The sequence below is a fragment of the Moraxella sp. CTOTU48717 genome (assembly GCF_032057165.1).
Taxonomy (GTDB): Bacteria; Pseudomonadota; Gammaproteobacteria; order Pseudomonadales; family Moraxellaceae; genus Faucicola; species Faucicola tetraodonis.
Window position 1 is genome coordinate 33,759 of sequence record NZ_DAMBBC010000004.1, and the last position, 21,871, is coordinate 55,629.

General features: G+C 45.5%; 19 protein-coding genes. 12 read left to right on the forward strand and 7 right to left on the reverse strand.

The genetic code is table 11. The features are described from left to right. Positions 1–106: 106 nt before the first annotated feature. Positions 107–925, reverse strand: a complete 819-nt coding sequence (gene aroE, locus RT084_RS03720; protein WP_309575119.1) for a shikimate dehydrogenase — start codon at positions 923–925, stop codon at positions 107–109. Between the two features lie 241 nt (positions 926–1,166). Between aroE and RT084_RS03725 the strand changes: the two genes are divergently transcribed. From RT084_RS03725 to tmk, 4 genes are all read left to right on the forward strand, one after another. Then, positions 1,167–1,928, forward strand: a complete 762-nt coding sequence (locus tag RT084_RS03725) for a hypothetical protein (RefSeq protein ID WP_312383830.1) — start codon at positions 1,167–1,169, stop codon at positions 1,926–1,928. A gap of 61 nt (positions 1,929–1,989) precedes the next feature. Further along, complete coding sequence (locus RT084_RS03730; RefSeq protein WP_312383831.1) at positions 1,990–2,901, forward strand: aminotransferase class IV; 912 nt, start codon at positions 1,990–1,992, stop codon at positions 2,899–2,901. A gap of 86 nt (positions 2,902–2,987) precedes the next feature. Beyond that, positions 2,988–4,304 (forward strand): endolytic transglycosylase MltG, encoded by a 1,317-nt coding sequence (mltG, locus tag RT084_RS03735; protein WP_312383834.1) that lies wholly within the window; start codon positions 2,988–2,990, stop codon positions 4,302–4,304. Positions 4,305–4,316: 12 nt separating this feature from the next. Next, positions 4,317–4,958: a dTMP kinase gene (tmk, locus tag RT084_RS03740; protein ID WP_312383835.1), complete on the forward strand. Its 642-nt coding sequence runs from the start codon at positions 4,317–4,319 to the stop codon at positions 4,956–4,958. Between the two features lie 83 nt (positions 4,959–5,041). On the opposite strand, the gene nadB is transcribed toward tmk, so the two are convergent. After that, the gene (gene nadB, locus RT084_RS03745) at positions 5,042–6,739 is read right to left on the reverse strand and encodes an L-aspartate oxidase (protein WP_313097704.1); all 1,698 of its coding nucleotides are present in this window, start codon (positions 6,737–6,739) and stop codon (positions 5,042–5,044) included. Between the two features lie 522 nt (positions 6,740–7,261). On the opposite strand from nadB, the gene RT084_RS03750 reads away from it, so the two are divergent. The 5 genes from RT084_RS03750 to RT084_RS03770 all read left to right on the forward strand — a co-directional run bounded on the left by RT084_RS03750 (position 7,262) and on the right by RT084_RS03770 (position 11,990). Beyond that, positions 7,262–8,440 (forward strand): metallophosphoesterase, encoded by a 1,179-nt coding sequence (locus RT084_RS03750; RefSeq protein WP_313097705.1) that lies wholly within the window; start codon positions 7,262–7,264, stop codon positions 8,438–8,440. Between the two features lie 225 nt (positions 8,441–8,665). Next, positions 8,666–9,559 carry a 4-hydroxy-tetrahydrodipicolinate synthase gene (gene dapA, locus RT084_RS03755; protein ID WP_313097706.1) on the forward strand — a complete coding sequence of 298 codons (894 nt, stop codon included), beginning with the start codon at positions 8,666–8,668 and terminating at the stop codon, positions 9,557–9,559. Continuing rightward, positions 9,556–9,855 carry a hypothetical protein gene (locus tag RT084_RS03760; protein ID WP_060995311.1) on the forward strand — a complete coding sequence of 100 codons (300 nt, stop codon included), beginning with the start codon at positions 9,556–9,558 and terminating at the stop codon, positions 9,853–9,855. Before dapA ends, RT084_RS03760 begins: the two co-directional genes overlap by 4 nt. Before the next feature lie 134 nt (positions 9,856–9,989). Next, complete coding sequence (gene purC / locus RT084_RS03765; protein ID WP_095356156.1) at positions 9,990–10,718, forward strand: phosphoribosylaminoimidazolesuccinocarboxamide synthase; 729 nt, start codon at positions 9,990–9,992, stop codon at positions 10,716–10,718. Between the two features lie 171 nt (positions 10,719–10,889). Then, positions 10,890–11,990: an FUSC family protein gene (locus tag RT084_RS03770; protein WP_312383842.1), complete on the forward strand. Its 1,101-nt coding sequence runs from the start codon at positions 10,890–10,892 to the stop codon at positions 11,988–11,990. A gap of 99 nt (positions 11,991–12,089) precedes the next feature. Here RT084_RS03770 and serB read toward each other — a convergent pair whose 3' ends face one another. Next, a complete protein-coding gene (serB, locus tag RT084_RS03775; protein ID WP_312383844.1) occupies positions 12,090–13,091 on the reverse strand; it encodes a phosphoserine phosphatase SerB in 1,002 nt (333 codons plus the stop codon). Positions 13,092–13,172: 81 nt separating this feature from the next. On the opposite strand from serB, the gene RT084_RS03780 reads away from it, so the two are divergent. From RT084_RS03780 to RT084_RS03790, 3 genes are all read left to right on the forward strand, one after another. Continuing rightward, positions 13,173–14,555: a hypothetical protein gene (locus RT084_RS03780; protein WP_312383846.1), complete on the forward strand. Its 1,383-nt coding sequence runs from the start codon at positions 13,173–13,175 to the stop codon at positions 14,553–14,555. A gap of 109 nt (positions 14,556–14,664) precedes the next feature. Continuing rightward, a complete protein-coding gene (locus tag RT084_RS03785; RefSeq protein ID WP_060995306.1) occupies positions 14,665–14,901 on the forward strand; it encodes a PA3496 family putative envelope integrity protein in 237 nt (78 codons plus the stop codon). Between the two features lie 81 nt (positions 14,902–14,982). Next, on the forward strand, positions 14,983–15,522 hold the full coding sequence (locus tag RT084_RS03790) for a YecA/YgfB family protein (RefSeq protein WP_060995305.1): 540 nt from the start codon (positions 14,983–14,985) through the stop codon (positions 15,520–15,522). 56 nt (positions 15,523–15,578) lie between these two features. Here RT084_RS03790 and argG read toward each other — a convergent pair whose 3' ends face one another. The 4 genes from argG to carB all read right to left on the reverse strand — a co-directional run bounded on the left by argG (position 15,579) and on the right by carB (position 21,790). After that, positions 15,579–16,937: an argininosuccinate synthase gene (gene argG, locus RT084_RS03795; RefSeq protein ID WP_062334910.1), complete on the reverse strand. Its 1,359-nt coding sequence runs from the start codon at positions 16,935–16,937 to the stop codon at positions 15,579–15,581. 168 nt (positions 16,938–17,105) lie between these two features. Further along, positions 17,106–17,582: a transcription elongation factor GreA gene (gene greA, locus RT084_RS03800; protein ID WP_007116148.1), complete on the reverse strand. Its 477-nt coding sequence runs from the start codon at positions 17,580–17,582 to the stop codon at positions 17,106–17,108. A gap of 262 nt (positions 17,583–17,844) precedes the next feature. After that, complete coding sequence (locus RT084_RS03805; RefSeq protein WP_072092956.1) at positions 17,845–18,396, reverse strand: phosphatase PAP2 family protein; 552 nt, start codon at positions 18,394–18,396, stop codon at positions 17,845–17,847. A gap of 154 nt (positions 18,397–18,550) precedes the next feature. Beyond that, positions 18,551–21,790, reverse strand: a complete 3,240-nt coding sequence (gene carB / locus RT084_RS03810; protein WP_312383850.1) for a carbamoyl-phosphate synthase large subunit — start codon at positions 21,788–21,790, stop codon at positions 18,551–18,553. Positions 21,791–21,871 lie beyond the last annotated feature (81 nt).

A 21,871-nucleotide genomic window follows, 5' to 3' on the forward strand; every position in this document is an offset into this window, starting at 1 on the left:
AAACTGGCTTTTTTATTGGGTTTTATTTCGCTCTCTTGGTCAAATTTTGGTTTTGTCTATTTTATCTAAAGCGTAGGCGAGTGTTGACTGCTTTTTTATAAAACAGCTAAAAGTGAAAATTCGTCAAATCGACTTGTTTACCCGTCCAAAGCGCAAAACTTAATGCCCCTTGATTGACCAGCATTCCCAAGCCATCTGAGGTTTTGGTATTTTTCGCCTTAAAAAAGTCCAAAAACGCCGAGGGTTTACCATACATCATGTCATACGCAAAATCGACCGTCATATCCTTGGCGAACGGCAATGTGTCACCGCTCAGACCTATCGACGTTGCATTGATAATCACCTCAATATCGGTGGGCAAATCCGTCAAACTTGAAAAGGTGAGCTTATCGGTATCAAATAATCGGGTTAAATTCTCTGCTTTTTCTACTGTGCGATTGGCAATATGCAGCGATTTTACTTGCGCATCTAGCAACGGCAAAATCGCGCCACGAGTCGCCCCACCTGCCCCCAAAATAGCAACGTTCGCGTCTTTTAAATTGACGCCTTGCGACAATAAATCCGCCACCAAACCGCGACCATCGGTATTGTCGCCATACAGTTTCCCCGCTTTGATGGCAAGGGTGTTGACTGCACCCGCCAAGCGCGCGTATTCAGATAGTTCACCGCGCTGCTGACAAAGCGCAAATGCCATCTCTTTAAAAGGTACGGTCACATTTGCCCCTGTGCCACCGCCTGCAAAAAATGCTTCGATGACAGCGGTAAAGCTGTCGACATCGTTGGGACAATATTGGCGTTGGTAAGACAAGGTGATGCCCGTTTGTTTGGCAAACGCTTGGTGCAAATCAGGCGATTTGCTATGGGCAATCGGATTGCCGATTACCATGCAGTGATAACGGACGTTTGAATCAGGAATTGATGACATGGGAAAACCTATAATACGATGAGTAAAATTACCAATTGCCACCACTTTACAATAACTGTGGCTGCTATATCAATGCTGGGTTTTGATTGGGTGGGTTTTAATTGGCTAGGTTATGATTGGGTGGGTGTAAAGCTTAGCATTTCATCAACGTGGCTAAAAATAACAACAAAAGCGTACTGTTAACTGCTGTCAATGCCTTGTTACAATGCGCTATCCACACCAACCCGTTATACATTACACAATGAAGCTAATTGCCCGCAAACCGCTTTTTTTACCGCGTCAAAACCGCTTAGAACATCCGATAGACGCTACCCAAAAAGGCGCTACCCAAAAAGGCGTTACTCAAAATAAACCCACTTGGCTAAAAAATCTTGGCTGGGGCTGCATTATCTTAGCATTCACCTTAACTGGCTGTGATAAGGTCAAACAAATCGCCTCACAACGCAATGCCAGTGTCACCGCTAGCACTACCGTATCGACCACAGCCGCCAATCCGTCTATCAACCCTACCTCGCAGCCAACGCCTGTGGTCTATCCCATTAATGAATGGCAGCAACAAACGCTGGCAAAAAAAGTCAGTATCCACGATACCGAAGCTGTGACGTTACTGTTAGGTCAACCTATCACCATTGATACGCAAACTTTGGACTACCGAAGCAATGTGGCGAGCAAATATAGTTTTGCCAAAACCGGTGAGCCGTATTTTGATTTGCTTGATTCGCCTATGTATATCGAGTTACAGTGGTATCATGCCAGTGCCTATGACAATGCCAGCGTTAAAAACATCAGTATCCAGCATGCCAAAACAGCGTTTCATCTGACCCAACATTGGTTTGGGCAAGATGGCTCAGACATTGTTGCCCACATGGTACAAGGACAGCCGATTAAAAATGCGAGCTACCACGGAATTTTGGTAGAATTAGCACGCTGTGACAATTATCATTGTGATTTGGTGGTCAGAAAACCCACTGTCACCGCCAAAACTGCTAAAAAAAGCGGCTAATTGATGCGGCTTTCACTGTCATACAGTCCAACTATTAATTTAATCAAGTAGCCAAATAACCATGTGGTATTCATTATCTGATGCTCAGTATGCCAAGCAAACGCCAATCACCGCTATCGATATTGACTCACGTGTCATAGCGTATGGCGATGGGTTCTTTACCACCATGGCGGTGGTGGCAGGACAAATCAATTGGCTGAGTTTCCACTTAGATAGAATTGACGAGAGTGCCCAGGCGTTACAACTCAATTTAACCAACGCTGATTTAGAGGCAGCCAATTTAGAATCCCCCAATCATACTATCCGCGCATACTTTAATAGCCAGTTAGCCAATTTTGCTAAAACCCTCAATCACGGTATGCTCAAGCTGATAGTCTGCCGAAAAAACCAACCTATCAAAGGCTATGGATTTTGCAACTCTGAATTTGACGCTTTTATTAAGCTCATGCCCACCGATAAGCCATTAGCACAGCAAGCCAATCAAGTCATCATCCAACCTGCCGCTACCGCCATCTGTCTTACGCAGCAAATTGCGTGTTTACCCAAACCCTTGGTAGGGCTTAAGCTACTAAACGCCCAAGATAAAGTGATGGCAAGTCACGAGCTGTGGCAGAACCAAACCCAAAATGCACAAATGATTGATGGGTTGGTACAAGATGTGATGGGGCATTGGGTAGAAGGCACCTTTTGCAATGTGTTTTATCAGCTTAATCATGAAAACGTGTGGTACACACCGCCCATCAACCGCTCAGGGGTAAAAGGGGTGATGCGGCAGGTGTTATTGGCTAAGTTTGCCGAGTCCGATAGGGCGCATAAGGAGCGGTATTTAGCCAGCGAGGAGTTATCCAATATCACAAGCTTGTTCTTTTGCAATGCTGTACGGGGGATTTTGCCCATTCAAGCATTGATGCTACCCAATGGGCAGTCAACCGTACTTGATTTGACCCCAATCCATACGCAAAAATTAACTTAAATCGTGTTGCTGGTAACTAAAAAAAATTGCTATTTTTGTCATTAATTGTTAAATTCTCGCTTATTGAGTCAATATAAGCTTTCTCTATGAACGACCAATCTGATAATAATATGTCTAGTAACTCAGACGGTTCTGAGCATCATCCTACTCAGCACAGTGACACCCCTCACACCGCGGATATTCCAGATTCTCAATTGCAGGACAATCATAGCAAAGATAAGGGTACCGATGACAAGGATATCACGGATAAGGATGACGAAGACTCGCATAGCAAAAACGTCAATGGCAATGATGCTTGTCTGATTAATCGTTCAACGCGAGAATTCAATGACCACATCACCGGTAGAAACAAAAAAAATAAATACCGTCTACTGGGACTGCTTGGGTTTATTGTATTGGTGCTGGGCTGGTTGTTATTTGCTTGGTACAACACCCTATATGGCACTATCACCCAACCAAAGCAGATGGTGACCATCAATAAAGGTCAAACCTACTATGCACTGGTAGACGACTGGGATAAAAAGAAAAAGCTGTTCGTTGCGCCACTTGCCAAACTATATATCAAAATGACGGTGGATAAACCGCTTCATTCAGGGGTATATCAACTGCCTGAAAATCCAAGTTTTGCCAATTATTTAGCCATGCTACAACAAGGTGAGAAAGTCGCTTTTATCAAAGTGCAAATCATTGAAGGTAAAACAGCCAAAGATTTATATCAGCATTTGACGGACAATAAAGGGATTAAAAACGAAGTTATCCATGGTAGCAAAGTTGACGTTGATAAACTTGGGCTCAATATCCCTGCTGACTATCACCCGAATGGCAACCTTGAAGGTTGGTTTTCACCCGATACCTATTATTTTAATGAAGGCAGTAGTGATAAAAAAGTGCTAACGGATTTATTTACCCGTCAACACACGGCGCTGATGGAAAACTGGAACAATCGCCAAGCCAATCTGCCGTACAAGACACCGTATGAAGCGCTGATTATGGCATCGATTATTGAAAAAGAAACCAGTGTCGAAAGTGAGCGTGGTGAAGTGGCAGGCGTGTTCGTCAACCGTCTGAAGAAAAACATGCGCCTACAAACCGACCCCACCGTGATTTATGGCATGGGCGATCGTTACGATGGTAATATTCGCAAATCTGACCTTGAAGAAAAAACCGCTTACAACACCTACCAAATTGACGGCTTACCACCGACACCGATTGCCTTGCCAAGTATTGCATCCATTAAAGCGGCACTCCACCCAAATCAAACCGATTCGCTATATTTTGTGGCAACGGGCAATGGCGGTCATAAATTTACCAGTAATTTAGAAGACCATAACCAAGCGGTGCAAGATTATCTGCGGGTGATGCGTGAAAAACGCGCCAGCCAAAACAGCCAATCAAGTCAGTAAAAAACGATACCCATGCAAACAGCTGCGAAAGCCCCCATTAGCGAAAAATTTATCTCATTTGAAGGTACCGAAGGGGTGGGTAAGTCCACCTTGATTGCCAATGTGGCAGCGCATTTGACCGCGCAAGGCATCGACTTTATCCAGACCCGTGAACCGGGCGGCAGTCCGTTTGCTGAGCAGTTACGCACCATGTTACTTGACCCTGCAACCACCATGACAGAGGACAGTGAACTGCTATTGATGTTTGCGGCACGTGCCGATCATGTGGCGCAAGTGATTTTGCCCGCGCTCGCTCAGGGTAAATGGGTGCTGTGCGACCGCTTTACCGATTCCACCATTGCCTATCAAGGGTTTGGGCGCAAACTGGGCGATAGGGCAGAACTTAGCAAAATTGAATTACTGATTAGGCATTTTGTGGCAAAAATCCCAGATATGACCATTTGGTTAGATTTACCGGTCCCAGAGGGGATGAGCCGTGCCAAAAATCGTGGCAAACTAGACCGCTTTGAGCAAAATCAGCTAGCGTTTTTTGAGCGGGTACATCAAGGATTTGCTTATCAAGCAGCGCAGCAACCGCAGCGCGTCAAACGCATTGATGCGCAGGGTACAGCCGATGAAGTGTTGGCAAAAGTGCTAACGCAGCTGGGTATTTAATGTCGTTATTTAGTGCTATCAAGCTTTTAGAATTATTATAAAAAAAGGGGATGATAAACTTCCCCTTTTTTATTTAACCCATACTATGGCATAGATGGCGTTAGAATCACATCTGCCGCCACTGGCAAAGTTTGTGGAAAGTCTTTGTTGTAATGCAGTCCGCGCGATTCGTGGCGACGTAGCGCCGAGCGGACAATCAGCTCAGAGACTAGCAGCAAATTACGCAATTCAATCAGATTTTTACTGACTACGAAGTTGGCGTAGTAATCATTTACTTCTTGTTTTAACAACAAAATGCGGTTGAGTGCGCGATGCAGGCGTTTATCCGAGCGCACAATACCAACGTAGTGCCACATGCTTTGGCGCAGCTCATCCCAGTTTTGCAGCACGATGACTTCTTCGTCAGGGTCGGTCACATCTTGGCTGTCCCAGTCAGGGATAGCAGGAATGGGGGGAACGCGATTTTCTGCAAATGCGGCGGCAATATGCCGCGCTGCACTCATCCCATACACAAAACATTCTAACAGCGAGTTACTCGCCATGCGATTGGCACCATGCAGACCCGTAAAGGACGTTTCGCCCATGGCATATAGATTGAACACGTCGGTTTGGGCGTTTTCATTGACCATCACCCCACCACAGGTGTAGTGAGCGGCGGGTACTACAGGGATTTTATCTTGGGTCATGTCAATGCCTAGCTCTAATAGCCGCTCATATAGCATAGGGAAATGACCTTTAATAAAGGCTGGTTCTTGATGCGTAATATCTAACCAAACATGACGTATTCCCAAACGCTTCATCTCAAAGTCGATGGCGCGAGCCACTATATCACGCGGTGCCAGCTCACCCCGTTCATCGAAGCGAAGCATAAAACGCTCACCTTCTGGGTGTTCTTTGGTTGCTGGCAGGCGCAGGTAGGCACCTTCACCGCGCATGGCTTCGGTAATTAAAAACGAACGCGCTTCTGGATGATAGAGACAAGTAGGATGAAACTGATTAAATTCCAAATTCGCAACGCGGCAACCTGCCCGCCATGCCATCGCGATACCATCGCCCGTGGCAATATCGGGGTTGGATGTATATAAATACGCTTTTGATGCCCCGCCGCAGGCTAAGGCGATAAAGGGCGCGGTAAAGGTCAGCACTTGATTGGTGTTCAAATCAAGCGCGTACAGTCCCACGGCACGATTAGGCTCGGTAATTGGACTGTAGTTGTGTTTGCTAAGTTTGTTGGTGGTGATGACATCAATGGCAGCAACATACTCAAACAGTTTGACATTCGGGCATTGTTTGACACGTTTGGCTAACGTGGTAGAAATGGCCACCCCAGTGGCATCTGCCGCATGGATGATACGACGTTTGGTATGACCGCCTTCACGCGTCAGGTGCAAGGTTTCGTTTTCATCCAAGGTAAATTTGACACCTTGTTTGAGCAAAAACTCCACCGCTTCTCGGCTATGCTCTACCGTAAAACGTACCGCATCTTCATGACAAAGACCTGCCCCTGCAATCAAGGTATCATCGACATGCTCATCAACCGAATCATCATCCGATAGTACCGCCGCCACGCCGCCTTGGGCATAAAAAGTGCTGGCTTCAGTGAGCTTGTCTTTTGCCAAAACCGCAATCGATAGATGGCTTGGCAAGGATAAAGCTAACGATAAACCTGCACCGCCACTGCCGACAATCACCACATCAAACGCGTGGCGATGGTTAGCCTGTGCTTGGGGCTTTGCAGTTTCTTTGATAGGGGAGTTTGACACATTAACGCTTGCTGTCATAACGCTGACGTCCTTCAAATTAATGAGTTAAAGAGCCAAAAAATCTAAGCAAGCGCTGAGCAAATTGGGTCACCGTGCTACATTTAAAAGGCTTTGTTTAAAAGGCTATCTTTAAAAGCTATGGTTAAAAGGCTAAGTTTAAAAAGCTATGTGAAAATAAAACTATCATATCAGTTTTTATAAATGATGGCGGATTTTTTGTACGGTTTGTTGTTTAAGTAGCAATCCCATCCAAATAGCCCATGGTTAAGGCTAAACAGGGTACGACGTATGCAAACGCGCTCGTCTTTGTTTTGCCGTCACTGACAGACAAAGAATCTAAAATGCAAAGTCAGGCATTTTTGGATGAGTTAAATACAAAAAATTCGCCTAGCTGTTCAGCCATTTTTTGCGATATGATGACAGTTTAAATTGTCATATCCATGATTGCCATTTATAATGGGCGCTTTTTTTTATACGTATTTGTCATGCAAATTATTGATTATTCAGTAAATTTAGGTAACGCTTGATATGGGTGGTAGCATGATTGGCAGTTGGCTAGGTCATCTTGGCGCGCTCATTGCCATTTTGGTAATCCTATGGTCGTGCCTAAAAACCGTGCAACTCAAAGCGCGAACAGATAACCTGCAAATCCTACTGCAACTGGTCAGCTTTTACGCGCGCTATTGGTTTGTTTGGTTGTTAGTGTGGGCAAACGTGCAGCTGCTGTATGACAACCAAATCATCTACTGGCTGCTTATCGCGTTATCGCTGTTGTATATCTATATGAGCTGGGTTGAGCCCAATCGGCTGCGCGTTTCGCGTTTTTCAATTAATTTGACCGTACCTGCGACTTATCAAGCTGCGACCTATCAGCCCGCGACCGATATTTCACTGGCTGCAGCAGCATCACAACCTATCAAACGACAACCTATCAAAAGACAAGCTGCAAAAATTGCGGTGCTGAGTGATATCCATGTGGGTATATTTTCTAACCCCCATCAGTTAGCGCGTTTGGTAAAATGCCTTAATCGCTTAGAGGTTGATGCGGTGCTGATTTTGGGTGATTGGTTATATCAAGCGACAACTTTGGATGCCCAACTAAGCCCATTTAAAACGCTGAACAAGCCTTGCTATACCGTCCTTAGCGATGCCGATACCCAGCAGGTTATCGATGATGCGCAAAATAGCGAACCTGCTAGCAATATGCAGTTAAAGCACATCTTACCAACCTTCGGTATTCAATTATTGCCTGAGCAAGGCTTGTATATTGCAGGGATAAAAATCATAGGCATTCATAATGGCAGTACAATGGATTTACCGCGCGTGATTGAACAGCAGCGCAGCGTGGGGCAGCCATTAGTCATTGCCACCCATGATATCAAGCAGTTAGAAGCCAATCCGCGAACGTTAAGTGACGCCAACAACGATACTTTGGTGATTGCGGGACAAACCCATGGGGGTCAGGTCAATATACCTATACTGACACCGCTGATGGTCAGAGCATTGACAGGTAATAAACTGGCGGCAGGGTTACGCAGACCAGATACAGCCAAACAATCCGACACTTATCCCAAAGCATTCAATGAGGATGACAAACCCAGCAAACGCTACCAAGTATGGGTGAATACTGGGATTGGCATGACAGGGTTGCCGTTTCGGTTTAACTGCCCGCCCACCATTGATGTGCTAACTATCCAGGTTCAAACGGTTGATGCTTAACCCATACCATTCGCCACTGTAAGCCAGCGACTATAAACCAGCTGCTGCCTTATTATCTGGTTGAGTGGGGTCTATAACCTGATTTGCTACAGCGGTGGAGAAACTTGCGTTTGCTATCAAAGCGCTTAAACTTCGCCCCAAATGTATGCTACACTAGACAAAAATTTTCAAAAAATTGTCGCAGCTGTTACATATTCTACTTAAGGTTTTGTCCAAGGTATTGTTATGACCCCCATTTTAGATAAACTACAAGGCTCTATGGTCGCGTTGATTACACCTATGCATAGCAATGGTGACGTCGATTGGCAATCATTGGCAAATCTCATTGATTGGCAAATCGAGCAAGGTACGGACGTACTGGTATCGGTCGGTACGACGGGTGAATCCGCAACCTTATCGATGCAAGAGCATGTGGACGTCATAGAATTTACCATGAAGCAAGTGGGTGGTCGTATCCCCGTCATCGCGGGTACAGGCGCTAACAATACAGTTGAAGCCATTGAGCTGACCCAGCACGCCAAACAAGCGGGGGCTGATGCCGCGCTGTTAGTTGTGCCTTACTACAATAAACCGACCCAAGAAGGGCTATACTTACACTATAAAGCCATTGCTGAAGCCGTAGACATTCCCCAAGTGCTATATAACGTACCCGGGCGCACTGTTGTTGATATGCAGCAAGCGACTGTCGAACGCCTAGCGGACATCGACAATATCATCGCAATTAAAGATGCGACAGGTGACGTGGCGCGTGGTGCCAAACTGATTGAAGCAGTAAAAGGTCGTATGAGCGTATTGTCAGGAGATGATGAAAGCGCGCTTGCGCTGATGCGTCATGGGGCAAAAGGCAATATTTCAGTGACCGCCAATGTCGCGCCAAAAATCATGAGCCAAATTTTTGGCTTGGCACTCAAAGGTGAGTTTGAACAAGCCGAAGCATTAAACCAAAAGATAGCCCATTTACACCAAGATTTATTTATCGAGTCAAGTCCCATTCCTGCAAAATATGCGTTACACAAGATGGGTCATATTGAGCAAGGTATCCGTTTACCATTAACTTGGCTTACCCCAGAACACCAACAAGTGATGGATGAAGCACTTGCCAAAGCAGGTTTATTATGAAAAAAACACTCAGCGCTAACCACAATCGATTCAACGCCCAGCTAGCCCTAGCGATTATTGCCTCTGCTAGCATTGCTATGACAGGCTGTACTACTTTTAAACGTAAAGTTGGCGACAATTCTTTGGACTATACCAAAACCAAAAAACTTGAACCCATCCAATTACCGGCAGATGCACAAACGCTACCTTTTACGCCAGTTTATGCAGTGCCGCAATCGGGTGAAAATACGTTAAAAATCACAAAAGAAGGCAGTAAGCGTTTTGAGCTACCGCGTCCAATTAGTACCGTAAAATAGAGAGTGGCTGACCGCATCTATGATAGTTTGCAGCTGGTGTTGCTAACCGCGTATCAGCCAATCAATGCAACTGTCATAAATTAGCTACACTGAGCCAACCTTAGCCAATCTTAAACAGCCATTTGGGAATTACCATGCAAAAACTCGATTTACTTTATAAAGGCAAAGCAAAATCCGTCTTCGAAACTGACAATCCAGATTATCTGATTTTAGAATTTCGTGATGATACCTCTGCGTTCAACGGCGAGCGTATCGAACAGTTAGCGCGTAAAGGCAAAGTCAATAACCGCTTTAATGCCTTTATCATGCAAAAACTCAGCGAAGCAGGCATCGAAACCCATTTTGAACAGCAATTATCGGATGAAGAGGTGCTGGTCAAACGCCTAACAATGATTCCTGTCGAGTGTGTGGTGCGTAACTATGCGGCAGGCAGCCTAGTACGTCGCTTAGGCTTACAAGAAGGTCAACCCTTAAACCCACCTACCTTTGAATTATTCTATAAAGATGACGGTCTGGGCGACCCGATGGTAAATGATTCGTTAGCGGTATCACTCGGCTGGGCAACGCAAGCTCAACTGGATGAAATGAAAGCCTTAACCTTTAAAGTCAATGACGTGTTATCAAAAATGTTTGATGACGGTGGTTTGATGTTGGTGGATTTCAAACTAGAATTTGGGGTATTCAAAGACCGTATCGTACTGGGCGATGAGTTCTCGCCAGATGGTTGCCGCGTTTGGGACAAACAAACCAAGAAAAAACTGGATAAAGACCGTTTCCGTCAAAGCCTAGGTGATGTGGTCGAAGGTTATGAAGAAGTTGCCCAGCGTATTGGCGTGTCTTTGGTTGATGAGTCAGGTCGATAAATCGGACGCATTCATCAAGCTAGCTAATCGCTACAGCGAATCTAATTAAGTCCAATTAAATTTGGATGACATGTGAAATAGATAAACATCTAAAACTGGGGCTTGCTCCAGTTTTGTGTTTTTAGCAGGTTATTTAAGTTTAAATTTAAGTTTAAATTTTTAGCCCTCAATATGATTAACAAAAGAGTCTTTCATTTGGACAACATTATCACTCACCAATATATCAAGCACCCGCTCACCACCTTAACCCAATTCAATCGCAATCCCAGACCTTGGCATATGCCGTTGTTTGTGGCATTTGCGATTAGTTTTCCAGTGATGGTCGGGGCGTATCTGGGTGATTTGCGCATGGGGCTACTCGCGTCACTCGGTGCGATGGTGATTTTAAACTTACCCTATACTGGGTCTTTATTGTCTCGCATGACCACGGTATTGGCGTGTAGTTTTGGGATGGTCGCGTGTTTTGCCGTTGGCTTGGTTGCCCATAACGTGCCCATCCTGACAATTCCCCTGATGTTTTTTGTGACCTTTTGGTGTACGCTTTTTAGCCGTTATTATAAGCTGCCACCGCCTGCTGGGCTGTTTATCATCATGGCGTCAGCGATTGCGCTGTTTATGCCCGCACCCGTGGCACAAATCCCACAGCTGATAGGGGTGGTGGCATTGGGCGCGTTGTTTGCGGGGATGGTGGCGTGTTTTTATGCGTTACTGCTGATTTATAACAAGCCTGTCTTGCCGCTAAAGGCACCGATGCCTGTGCGAGAGATTTTGGGTGATACCCTGATTGTATCAGCGTTTATCGCCTTATCATTGCTGCTCGCGCTGTGGCTAGAGATGCCTAAGCCCTATTGGGTGCCGATGAGCTGCTATGTCATCATGCAAGGGATGAATTTTCAAAGCATATGGATCAAGCAGATACATCGTATTGTGGGTACAGCGATTGGTATGCTGCTAGCTTGGCTATTGCTATCGGTGCATTTGAGCGATATGGGTGTGGCGCTAGGCATTTTTGGCATGATGTTTTGTATTGAGACTTTTGTGGTACGCCATTACGGGGTGGCGGTTATTTTTATCACCCCACTGACCATCTTTTTGGCAGAGTACAGCGCGGTACAGCCTACCGCAATCAGTGAGATTATCGTCATGCGGTTTTGGGACACCGTGCTCGGCTGTCTCATGGGTGTGCTAGGCGGTATTGTCATTTTATCACCGATAGTGAGGCAAAAATTACAAGTCATCGTCGATAAAATCGTGGCGAAATTGCCAATTTAGCTTTTTTATCCAAAAAAACAAAAAAGCCACTCGATAATCTGGGTGGCTTTTTTATAATCTTTAAAACTCATCTTTAATACTAATGCTTAAAACTAACCGCTAACATGAACCGCTCAATCCCAAGACAGTCATCACCCCATCGAGTCCTGCGACTGTTACCGCATAATCTGCTTGGGCGCGCACAATCGGTTTGGCGCGATAGGCAATACCGATATCAGCTAGTCCTAGCATTGGCAAGTCATTAGCGCCATCGCCGACAGCAACAGTCTCTGACAGCTTAATGCTTAAACGCTGTGCTACGGCTTGCAAAATTTCGGCTTTACGCTTGCCATCTACAATCGCTGAGGTGATTTCACCTGTCACTAGATTATCGACGATATCTAGGTCATTGGCATAACTCTCATCCATTCCTAAGCTGTTTTTCACGTATTCGGCAAAATAGTTAAAGCCGCCTGAGACCAATACCACATAGTAACCATGATTTTTCAGTGCGCTAATCAAGCGTTTTGCCCCTGGGCTAAAGGTAATGTGATTGGCAATAATGTCTTCGAGCACCTCACTTGATAACCCTTTAAGCAAAGCCACACGGCGAGTAAAGCTTTCGGCAAAATCAATTTCCCCGCGCATGGCAGATTCGGTGATCGTATCGACTTGCTCACCAATCCCGGCTTTTTTTGCCAATTCCACAATCACTTCTTGCTCAATCAAGGTCGAATCCATATCAAACAACGCCAGTTTATGCGGGCGCACCAATGTCGCAAGGGGCATGACATTGACATCTACATGATAGAGGTTGTTGGCGGCGACTTGTTTGACTCGTTGGGGTAAGTCGTTGATATCGATATCTGATTCCAGCGTCACAATCCAGCGAATCGTCGTCACAGGGCTGGTTTGCTCAGCTTGGGCGAGCGTGTCATTGGCTTGCCAATCAAGCTCATTGACTAGGGTGTCTTGATGTAAGAGGCGAATGGCAGGCTGAAGGCTTGCAAGGGTTTGGGTGATTTGGCTCAATAGCCCCAATTCAAACTTGGCAGCGCTTAGGGTAATCGCGTAACTATGGGGAAAATGCTGATTAAGTTGATACAAAAAATTCGTCGTCATGATAGTTTACCCCTTGTATGCCAAAAAAATAAACATGATAATGTAGCATTTAATCGCTCCTAAAGAAAGTTTAATCTACCCATGAATCATCTAGCCCCCCGTCAAGGCAAATTCGCTATTGTGCTCCTTATTAGTTTTTGTTTACATTTTTTGATGCTTACTTTTAGTAGTGAAAAATCCCAATACGAGCAGCGTACCCAAAAGGGTGAAAAAATTGTTGAACAGTTAGCCAAAGAAGCCATGGTGGGCATCACGAGCCAAGATAGAATTAGCCTGAGCGTCTTGGCAAACCGCTACCAAGTTGATCAGGAAGTCGCCAAGCTTGTCATCAGTGACCAAAACAATCAGCCGCTGGTGCAAACGGGACAAGCACAAAACGAAGTGGGGCAGGTAATTGATAAACCCATTATCCAAAACAACCAAGTTCTCGGTCACGCCACTATCATTATGAAAGCGGTCTCCAAAGGCGAGATTGTCAGTAGTCAATGGTTGTTTGTATTAGGGTCAGCAATTTTGCATGGGTTTTTATGGCTGATTTATGGCTATATGGCGCGCCCAACGCAGGAACAGCTTGCGCAATTGGGTGAAAAAGTCCAGCAGCATATCGCGCTTGCGCGTGGTAGCCTAGCATCCACCAACCCTGCATTGACAGCCGATGCTGAATTGCAGTTAGACGAAGACACCTTGTACAATAAAGCAGGGGATAGCAGCGCAACCGCGCAACCTGCCGCCACTGGCAAAACCATCAATGATTTTTTAAATCGAGAAAAATCAAAATCTGCTAAAGACATTCCCCAAACCCAGCCCACAGCGACTGAAGCGACTGACAATCTGGCTCAAGAAAATACAGTGGACAGCCAAAAACAGCCCGAAATCGAATTGCAAATTCATTTTTATGACCAGTATCATCTGCTAAAACGGGTGGCACCTGAAGTTGCAAAACCATATTTTCAATTGTGTAATCAGTTATTGATGCGCGCATCAAACAGCTTATTTAATCCGTCAAACAATGTGTTAAATCGCTATATCAAAGACGTGTATATCAAAGACAACTCGCATTTTAATGCCAAAGGCGCGGTCATTCATCTAGCAGGTAAAGCCGAGCAATTGCCACTGGCAGCGGTGTTGTTGTCAAAATTGTTGATTATCCTCAACCAAGTGGTATACGAAAAACACCGTGAGCTATCGCGTTTTGCCTTGCCATTAACCATCGGTACCAGTATCAGTCATCAATTCGATGACGTACAAAAACTGATGGCCAACCACGCCAAAGAAGATGGTTTATTGCTCCTATATCCGCTGGATTTACTTAAAACTTTAGATGGTAAAGTGCAGTTTAAAAACCTGCAACATCCGACCACTATCACAGAGCGTGAGATGGTTTGGTACAACGGTTTATCAGAAACCTTGATGACCGAACTCATTGCCAAACGCGATGATATTTTGACCGCCACAGAAAAATAAACGAATCATGGTTATTTTTTCTTTCGCCACTTGACTTGACTGACAAAACCCATTATAAGGCTTTATGAAATTGCAAATTTATCGAATCGACCAGCGAAAGGAGCACTAAATGGCTGATCCAGATATTGATGATAGCTTTGAAGATGACAGTTTTGATGATGACGATGACGCGCGACTCGTGGATGACGACGCATCGGGTCGAAGTCGGGCAAGTAGTCTTGAAAAACGTCGTTTGATTGATAATTTATTGGAAGAAAAGCGTCTAGAGCGCTCACTTAAAGACAGTTTTGATGACGATCTTGATGACTTAGACGATGACGACGATTTTGACGATGATGAGTTGTAAGTCAAGCAAAAGGTTAATACACTAGGTATTAACCTTTCTTTTTTCAATCCGCTTTTTTGATAGCATACTAGGATAACCACCATGGATTTTGATGATTTAATCGATTTTTTAGACAGTGATGACAACGAATTTGGGCTATCGAGTATCGCTACACACGGCTTTTTAACCGCCTCTATCGTCGGCAAACCTTTACACAATTGGCAAACCTATCTTTTTGAAGGGCATGAAAAACAAGTCAAGCCAGAGGTGTTATCAGCCATTGAACAGTGGCGTGATGAGCTGCAAGCCATGCTGCAAGATGAGCGTGAAATTGAGCTGCCTTTTGATGTCGACGAAACTGACTATCTCGATATTGAAAACTCAGAAATCAGCGAATGGTCAGTGGGCTTTGTTGATGCCATGTATGCCAGCGATGACGAAGAAGATGATTGGTTTGATGATGACGACAGCGAAGAAGATGTGGCAATGCTGACGTTACCGATGATTTTGTTTAGTGGCATTGATGAAGACCAACCGGATATGCAAGAGCTACTCAAAGACCCAGAAACCATGAGCCAAATGGCACAAGCCATAGAAAAAAACATCGTTGAGTTGTTTTTGTTATTTCATACCAATGACTAAATGATGGGTTGTAACAAGCTAAGGGCGTATTAAATACGCCCTTTTTATTTACCGCATTATTTTTGCTCTAGTTGTGGTACGTCTGAGCCATGGGCATTGGATAACAAACCTGATTGGCTATATAACGCCAATTTAGCCCGGGTATCTGAAATATCTAGATTGCGCATGGTGAGCTGACCGATACGGTCCATTGGCGTGAACGCCGCATCTTCAACTTTTTCCATCGATAGGCGTTCTGGTTGGTAGGTCAAGTTGTCAGATTTAGTATTTAAGATGGTATAGTCATTACCGCGGCGTAGCTCGATGGTGACTTCACCCGTGATAGCTTTGGCGACCCAGCGCTGGGCGGTTTCACGAAGCATCAAGGCTTGTGAGTCAAACCAGCGACCTTGGTACAACAAGCGACCTAGGCGTAAACCATTGATACGGTACTGCTCGATGGTGTCTTCGTTATGAATCCCAGTGACCAAACGCTCATAGGCAATGTGCAACAGCGCCATGGCAGGGGCTTCATAGATACCCCGTGATTTGGCTTCGATGATACGGTTCTCAATTTGGTCACTCATACCAAGACCATGACGACCCCCGATTTCGTTGGCTTTTAAAATCAAATCCACTGGGCTATCAAAGGTTTCGTCATTGATTGCCACAGGCATGCCTTGTTCAAAGCGTACTGTCACTGTTTCTTTGTCGATTTTGACATTTTCATCCCAAAATGCCACACCCATAATCGGCTCAACGATGTGCATGCTGGCATCCAAAAACTCCAAGTCTTTGGCTTCATGCGTCGCGCCTAGCATATTTGAGTCGGTTGAGTAGGCTTTTTCTTTGGACATTTTGTAGTCAAAGCCATTGTCGATTAAGAACTGTGACATCTCGCTACGACCGCCCAATTCATCAATGAAGGTTTGATCAAGCCACGGTTTATAGATTTTAAGGGCAGGATTGGTGAGTAGCCCATAACGGTAAAAACGCTCAATATCATTGCCTTTATAAGTTGAGCCATCGCCCCAAACGTTGACATCATCTTCTTTCATGGCGGTGACTAGCATGGTGCCTGTGACCGCACGACCCAGTGGCGTGGTGTTAAAGTAGGGCATACCACCGGTGCTGACATGAAACGCACCGCATTGAATTGCAGCAATACCTTCAAGCGCCAATTGCAAACGGCAATCAATCAAACGCGCTTTGACCGCACCGTATTGGTCGGCTTTTTTGGGAATGGCGTTGTAATCTTCTTCGTCAGGTTGACCTAAGTTCGCGGTATAAGCGTATGGCAGCGCGCCTTTTTGCTTCATCCAAAGTAGCGCAGCTGAGGTGTCAAGTCCGCCAGAAAACGCGATACCGACTTTTTGTCCGACGGGGACAGATTGTAAAATGGTGGCGTTGTTAGTTGCGCTGTTGTTCGCATTCATGCTCATAAGCTTTCCTATCCAATTCTCAAAAAATAATCTGTAAAATCAACCTATCGAATTATTGTAACATTTTTGTCAACGTGTTTTTCGCCATTTTTTGACAATTACCCATAATTTGTCACAATAAAAAAGCCAATCATTTGATTGGCTTTATCGGCTAAATAGCGGTTATTGGTACAAGACTTCTACGATTTCGTATTCGACTTCACCGCTTGGGGTTTGGATTTTGGCTTCATCGCCTTCTGATTTGCCAATCAGACCGCGCGCGATGGGTGAGTTGATGGAGATTTTATTGGCTTTAAAATCTGCTTCGTCATCACCCACAATTTTATAGCGTTTTTGCTCTTCGGTATCGAGATTTTCAATCACTACCGTGACGCCAAACACCACGCGACCTTCTTGCGGTAGTTTGAGCGGATCAATGACTTCAGCGCCGCCCAATTTGGCTTCAATATCGCGAATACGGGCTTCACAAAATCCTTGCTGCTCACGGGCAGCATGGTACTCGGCATTTTCTTTTAAGTCGCCATGTTCGCGCGCTTCGGCAATCGCCGCGGTAATACGTGGACGGTCAACGGTTTTGAGCTGTTTGAGCTCTTCTTCTAAAGCCGCGTGACCTTGAGGCGTCATTGGATAACGTTGCATAGGGGATTCCTTTTGTCACAAATAGGGATTCAAACGGCAAGATTGCCAAAGTAACAAGTCACAAAAAATGGTCATCAACGCTCGTGATTAACCATTATCTATTTTGTATAGATGAAAAAAACCATGCTAGACAGGGCTACTGCCTAACAAGGTTCTAGTAAAAAATTTGCTGTGCTGCGTCAATCACCACAATAACGGTATTTTACTTGATAACGGCTTGTGATGCAAAGCATTCACTCAATTGACTGTATGAACCCTGACATTACCAAACTGAGCTGATGGTAACACCCACGGCTTTATTTTCATACCAAGGTAAAATAGTGGCATTGTCAAACGGTTGCGTCATCACCAAACCACTGACGACACCCAGCGCACAGCCAGCAACCACATCACGGGTATGATGCTTGTCGGCATCCACCCGTGACCAGCCCACATAGGCGGCAGGAATCATTGCCATCGAGCCATAGCGCCAGCCATAGCGTTGACCGATGAAAGTCGCGCCCGCGCAAGAATCACTAGCATGCCCTGACGGAAATGAGTAATCTTCGCCATTGGGACGTTCGCCCCAAGCGGTGTCATTGGTGGCGTATTTGAGCGCATAGGTAGCTGCCAAATTGGTTGCCATGGTTTTGCCTAATTGATAAACGCCTTCTTGGTCATGTTTGGCAAGCGCCATACCTAAACCTGCTACTGGGATAGCAATATGCAATATATCGCCCGCTTTTTCGCTATCGCTTTTGGCATATACCGTTGTAGTCGGCGCTAATACAGCAGCGAGCAGTATGATATTAAAGGTCTTAGAAGGTTGTCTCATGGCATTCACACCCTGATTGTGGTTAGTGGTCAAAACATTGATAAACATGGCTGTACTTAGGGCAAACCCAGTCTACACCCTAAACCTTAGGATTATCTTAGCCCATAAAAAAATACTGACAGCGCTGGCTATCAGTATTTTAAAATAGCGGTGGTTATCCCTGTGTATGTAGCGCTTGGAGCTTATACACATCAAATGGTAGCTGCACTTTATACGCTTGGGTAACTGCTGCCGCGGCATTTAAGGTGGTCACATTAAATACTTTATGCTGTAAGGCTGAGCGGCGAATCGAGAACGAGTCTTCATGCGCTTGTTTGCCTTCAGTGGTATTGACCACAATCGCAATCTCACCGTTTTTGATGGCGTCGACGATATGTGGGCGACCCTCGGTAACTTTGTTAATGCGCTCACAGGCGATACCGGCTTCGGTCAAGATTTTTTGTGTACCTGAAGTTGCCACAAGTTTAAAACCATAGTCGGCAAATTGTTTTGCCACTGGTACTAGATTGGCTTTGTCGCTTTCACGCACTGATAAGAACACTTTTTTAACTTCATTCTCCACTGGCAAACCGGGCAATCTATCATTACTGCCGATGATGGCTTTGTAGTAAGCTTCACCAAAGGTCTGACCTACACCCATGACTTCACCCGTTGATTTCATCTCAGGGCTTAAGATGGGGTCGACGCCTGGAAATTTGGCAAAAGGGAAGACCGCTTCTTTGACCGCAAAAAATGTTGGAATCACCTCAGTGGTAAAGTTTTGTTCCACAAGCGTTGTGCCCGCCATACAACGCGCAGCGACTTGCGCAAGTGAAGTGCCGATGCATTTTGATACGAAAGGCACCGTACGTGAGGCACGCGGATTGACTTCAAGAATATAAACCACACCATCTTTGACCGCGTATTGGACGTTCATCAAGCCCACCACACCCAGCTCTTTTGCCATCGCCACGGTTTGTTCGCGCATCACATCACAAATCTCTTGGCTGAGTGAATACGGAGGGATTGAACACGCTGAATCGCCTGAATGCACGCCCGCTTGTTCGATGTGCTGCATGATACCGCCAATCACCACATTGGTGCCGTCAGAGATACAATCCACGTCCACTTCAATCGCATCATCCAAGAAGCGGTCCAGTAATACAGGGGCTTCGTTGGACGCTTGTACGGCTTCACGCAAATAACGACGCAGTTCGTTTTCGTTATAAACGATTTCCATCGCGCGACCGCCCAACACGTAAGAGGGACGGACAACTAGGGGATAGCCCACTTGCGTCGCTTTGACTATACCGTCTTCGGTACTGGTCGCCAAGGCATTGGGTGGCTGAGTAAAGCCCAATTGCTGAATCATGTGTTGGAAACGTTCACGGTCTTCTGCACGGTCAATCGCATCTGGGCTGGTACCGATGATATGCACACCTGCAGCTTCCAATGCGCGCGCTAATTTTAATGGCGTTTGTCCACCGTACTGCACAATCACGCCTTCGGGTTTTTCGATGCGCACGATTTCAAGCACATCTTCTAACGTAATAGGCTCAAAGTACAGACGGTCAGAGGTGTCATAGTCAGTGGAAACCGTTTCAGGGTTACAGTTGACCATGATGGTCTCATAACCATCTTCACGCATTGCCAAGGCGGCATGCACACAGCAATAGTCAAATTCAATACCTTGACCAATGCGGTTGGGACCGCCGCCGATGACCATGATTTTTTTGTTGTTAGTTGGATTGGCTTCACATTCGTCATCATAGCTTGAATACATATAAGCGGTTGACGTCGAAAACTCCGCGGCACAGGTATCCACGCGTTTGTACACAGGATACACGCCCAAATCCCAACGTTTTTTACGCAGTTGTTTTTGTGAAATTCCCAAGAGCGTTGCCAAGCGTAAATCTGATAACCCTTTACGTTTGAATTGACGCAAGTTGTCGCTGGTCAAACCGCCAAAGCCAGTTTCTTTCACCAATTTTTCCGTTTTGACGATGTCTTCAATTTGCACTAAAAACCAAGGGTCAATGCGAGTAAACTCAAACACCTCATCCACGCTCATGCCAAAACGGAAGGCATCAGCAATGTAGAAAATACGGTCAGGTGTGGGGGTTTTTAACTTAACTTTTAAGGTGCTGCGAATGGTATCCTCGTCTTGATTGAAATCAAGATACTCATCAAAACCATTCACGCCAATTTCAAGACCGCGTAACGCTTTTTGCATCGACTCTTGGAAATTACGACCAATCGCCATCACTTCACCCACCGATTTCATTTGGGTAGATAAGGTGCTGTCAGCTTGGGGGAATTTTTCAAAGTTAAAGCGCGGTACTTTAGTCACCACATAGTCAATGGCGGGCTCAAAGCTGGCTGGGGTCAAGCCGCCTGTAATGTCATTGCTAAGTTCATCGAGCGTGTAACCGACCGCAAGCTTTGCTGCGATTTTGGCAATCGGGAAACCCGTGGCTTTAGATGCCAAGGCAGATGAACGGCTGACACGTGGGTTCATCTCGATGACCACCATACGACCTGTTTTTGGGTCAATACCAAATTGTACGTTTGAACCACCGGTCTCCACGCCAATCTCACGCAGCACCGCCAATGACGCATTACGCATGATTTGGTATTCTTTATCCGTCAAAGTCTGAGCAGGTGCCACAGTGATAGAGTCGCCTGTATGCACACCCATAGGGTCAAAGTTTTCAATCGAACAGACGATGATGCAGTTGTCTTTTTTGTCACGGACAACTTCCATCTCGTACTCTTTCCAACCAATTAAGCTTTCGTCAATCAATAGTTGGTGAGTGGGCGATAAGTCAAAACCACGCTCACAAATCTCGACAAATTCGTCACGGTTGTAAGCGATACCACCACCCGAACCGCCCATGGTAAACGATGGGCGAATGATGCAGGGAAAGCCGACCTTGGCTTGAATGGCGAAGGCTTGTTCCATGGTTTCGGCCACTTCGGCGCGTGGGCACTCTAAGCCGATTTTTTTCATCGCTTTATCAAATAAATTGCGGTCTTCGGCTTTTTCGATGGCGTCTTTGGTCGCGCCAATCAGCTCACAGCCATATTTGGCGAGTACGCCATGCTTGTCCAAGTCTAACGCACAGTTGAGCGCGGTTTGTCCGCCCATGGTTGGCAAGATAGCATCAGGGCGTTCTTTATCAATGATGCGCTCTACCGTTTGCCAGGTGATGGGCTCGATGTAGGTGGCATCTGCCATGACGGGGTCAGTCATGATGGTGGCGGGATTTGAGTTAACCAGAATGACGCGGTAGCCTTCTTCACGTAAGGCTTTACAGGCTTGTGCGCCTGAATAGTCAAATTCACAGGCTTGTCCGATGACGATAGGACCTGCGCCAATGATAAGAATGGATTTGATGTCGGTACGTTTTGGCATTGCTTTACACCCTTTTTAACTGCATTACTTAAAATTTAAAATAAAAAACTGAGTACTAAATGATGTTTTAAAATCCTAATT

Coding starts and splice junctions, on each gene's coding strand:
- aroE (WP_309575119.1), bottom strand. CDS start 925: ATGTCATCAATTCCTGATTCAAACGTCCGTTATCACTGCATGGTAATC.
- RT084_RS03725 (WP_312383830.1), top strand. CDS start 1,167: ATGAAGCTAATTGCCCGCAAACCGCTTTTTTTACCGCGTCAAAACCGC.
- RT084_RS03730 (WP_312383831.1), top strand. CDS start 1,990: ATGTGGTATTCATTATCTGATGCTCAGTATGCCAAGCAAACGCCAATC.
- mltG (WP_312383834.1), top strand. CDS start 2,988: ATGAACGACCAATCTGATAATAATATGTCTAGTAACTCAGACGGTTCT.
- tmk (WP_312383835.1), top strand. CDS start 4,317: ATGCAAACAGCTGCGAAAGCCCCCATTAGCGAAAAATTTATCTCATTT.
- nadB (WP_313097704.1), bottom strand. CDS start 6,739: ATGACAGCAAGCGTTAATGTGTCAAACTCCCCTATCAAAGAAACTGCA.
- RT084_RS03750 (WP_313097705.1), top strand. CDS start 7,262: ATGATTGGCAGTTGGCTAGGTCATCTTGGCGCGCTCATTGCCATTTTG.
- dapA (WP_313097706.1), top strand. CDS start 8,666: ATGACCCCCATTTTAGATAAACTACAAGGCTCTATGGTCGCGTTGATT.
- RT084_RS03760 (WP_060995311.1), top strand. CDS start 9,556: ATGAAAAAAACACTCAGCGCTAACCACAATCGATTCAACGCCCAGCTA.
- purC (WP_095356156.1), top strand. CDS start 9,990: ATGCAAAAACTCGATTTACTTTATAAAGGCAAAGCAAAATCCGTCTTC.
- RT084_RS03770 (WP_312383842.1), top strand. CDS start 10,890: ATGATTAACAAAAGAGTCTTTCATTTGGACAACATTATCACTCACCAA.
- serB (WP_312383844.1), bottom strand. CDS start 13,091: ATGACGACGAATTTTTTGTATCAACTTAATCAGCATTTTCCCCATAGT.
- RT084_RS03780 (WP_312383846.1), top strand. CDS start 13,173: ATGAATCATCTAGCCCCCCGTCAAGGCAAATTCGCTATTGTGCTCCTT.
- RT084_RS03785 (WP_060995306.1), top strand. CDS start 14,665: ATGGCTGATCCAGATATTGATGATAGCTTTGAAGATGACAGTTTTGAT.
- RT084_RS03790 (WP_060995305.1), top strand. CDS start 14,983: ATGGATTTTGATGATTTAATCGATTTTTTAGACAGTGATGACAACGAA.
- argG (WP_062334910.1), bottom strand. CDS start 16,937: ATGAATGCGAACAACAGCGCAACTAACAACGCCACCATTTTACAATCT.
- greA (WP_007116148.1), bottom strand. CDS start 17,582: ATGCAACGTTATCCAATGACGCCTCAAGGTCACGCGGCTTTAGAAGAA.
- RT084_RS03805 (WP_072092956.1), bottom strand. CDS start 18,396: ATGAGACAACCTTCTAAGACCTTTAATATCATACTGCTCGCTGCTGTA.
- carB (WP_312383850.1), bottom strand. CDS start 21,790: ATGCCAAAACGTACCGACATCAAATCCATTCTTATCATTGGCGCAGGT.